Source organism: Pseudomonas sp. 2VD, from assembly GCF_005503585.1.
GTDB lineage: Bacteria > Pseudomonadota > Gammaproteobacteria > Pseudomonadales > Pseudomonadaceae > Pseudomonas > Pseudomonas aeruginosa.
Window position 1 is genome coordinate 1 of the sequence record NZ_SCND01000611.1, and the last position, 1,796, is coordinate 1,796.

At 68.1% G+C, this 1,796-nt stretch carries 1 protein-coding gene; it reads right to left on the reverse strand.

What is annotated here, in order from left to right:
- A partial coding sequence (locus FFS27_RS32385) for a class I adenylate cyclase (protein ID WP_171019282.1) occupies positions 1 to 1,796 on the reverse strand: 1,796 nt, incomplete at both ends.

Genomic DNA, 1,796 nt, shown 5'->3' on the forward strand with positions numbered 1-1,796 from the left:
GCCCGAGGTCCTCGCCTTCCAGGGCGTGGCGATCCAGCTTCAGGGCGCTGTAGCCATCGCGCTCGCGGCCCAGGTGCTGGAGCAGGCTCGGCAGGTCGGGCAGGCTCTCGTGGCTGACCGCCTCCGGCGACATTTCCAGCAGGTGGTACTGCTGGCGGATCTGCAGCAGGTAGCGGCTCGGCTGGCCGCCAAGCAGTTGCCCGTAGGTTTCGCGGAACAGCTCTTCGACCCGCACGGCGATGGCGGCGGCCCGGTTGCGACAGAAGCAGCGCACCATCAGTTCGGGTGGCTGCGGCGGGCTTCCGGGCTTTTCGCGGACGGCGTCGAGGAACTCGGCAAGGCACTCGGGCAGCGCCTGGGGGCCTGCGTAATGGCGCACCGTCAGTTCGTTCCAGCTGTTGAGGCTGAGCTGGTCGAGGGTCAGCACCAGGTTGTCGCGCACCCCGGCATAACCGAGCACGTCGGTACGCCCGGTAGCCATGTGCAGGTTCATCTGGCTGTGGTGGCGCAGCGGGTCGACACCGACGTTGACCAGCAGCAGGACGCTCTTGAGCCGACGCGGTTGCAGCAGGTCGGCGTCGTCCACGGTCGCCAGGGGGACCGGCAGGAACTGCCGCAGGCTGCCCAGGAGATTGTCCAGTTCGGCATCGCCGAGGTCGCTCTGGCCGGGATGCAGGGACAGCCGGGTGGCGCTGTCGATAACGCCGTTGCGATGGCACCAGGCGAGCAGCTCGACCAGCCTGAGGCTGCGTTTCAGCGGCGCGTAGTCAGGCCACTGGTGAGCGCCCAGGGCACCGGGGAAGATCGCCCACTGCGCCTGCTCGCGGTCGTCGTCGGCGGGCAGCTGGACCAGGGTCAGGACGTCTTCGCCGAGATCCGGGGCGATCCCCGGGTTGATGTTCTCCACCTTGCCTGCCTTGCGCTCGAAGGCGGCATACAGGCGGCGGCCGAGCAGGCCCAGGTCGCGGCTGTCGATGCCGCTGTCAGCGCCTTGCTGGCGGGCGATCTGGAACAGCAGGCGGTAGCTGTAGGTCAGTTCGTTGACCACCGTGCGACGCTCTTCCATCACCTGGCGCATCTTCCACTGGCTGCGGCTGTCGAGCAGGGCCAAGCGGCGAGGCTCCCATTGCCATTCCGCGACGAGCCGCTCCATCGACAGGTGCTGCCAGCCCTTCTGCGCCTGGCGCTGGCGACCGCCGAGCTTGCGCCCGACCTTGAGGTACAGGCAGCGCCGCACGAGTTCCAGGCGTTCCGGCGCCTGCTGTTCCCGCAGGTAGCGTTCGAGATGGCGATAGACCAGGACGTAGGGGTCCAGTTCGTCGAGATCGAGCTGGCCGGCGAATACCTGCTCCTTGAAGCGCAGGGCGACGCAGCGGACCCGCGGGTGCTCGCTGGCGTAGGCCTCGGTGAGCAGCAGCTTGAGCAGCGACTTGTAGGGCGAATCGATGGCCTTGGACAACTGCCAGAGGCCGGCGCCGATGAACTCCCGGGCGGGGATGTGCGCCAGGTGGCCGAGGTCGAGCACCTCTTCGGCGCGGATGAAGCGTTTGCCGAGCAGGGTCCGACAGTATTCGTCGTAGCGCCGTTCATGGGCCGGCGGCACCAGCCACCACAGAGGGGTGCGTCCGCCGAGCCAGATCGCGCTGCGGTAGAACTCGTCGAGCAGCAGGAAGTGCTGGGTATTGCCGTCGCCGCCGGGCTCCTTCCGGTCTTCGCGTTCGTCCTGGCCGAAGCGGGCGACGTCGATCAGGAAACAGTGCACCTCGCTGCCCTGGCTGCGCGCCCAGTCCTCGATC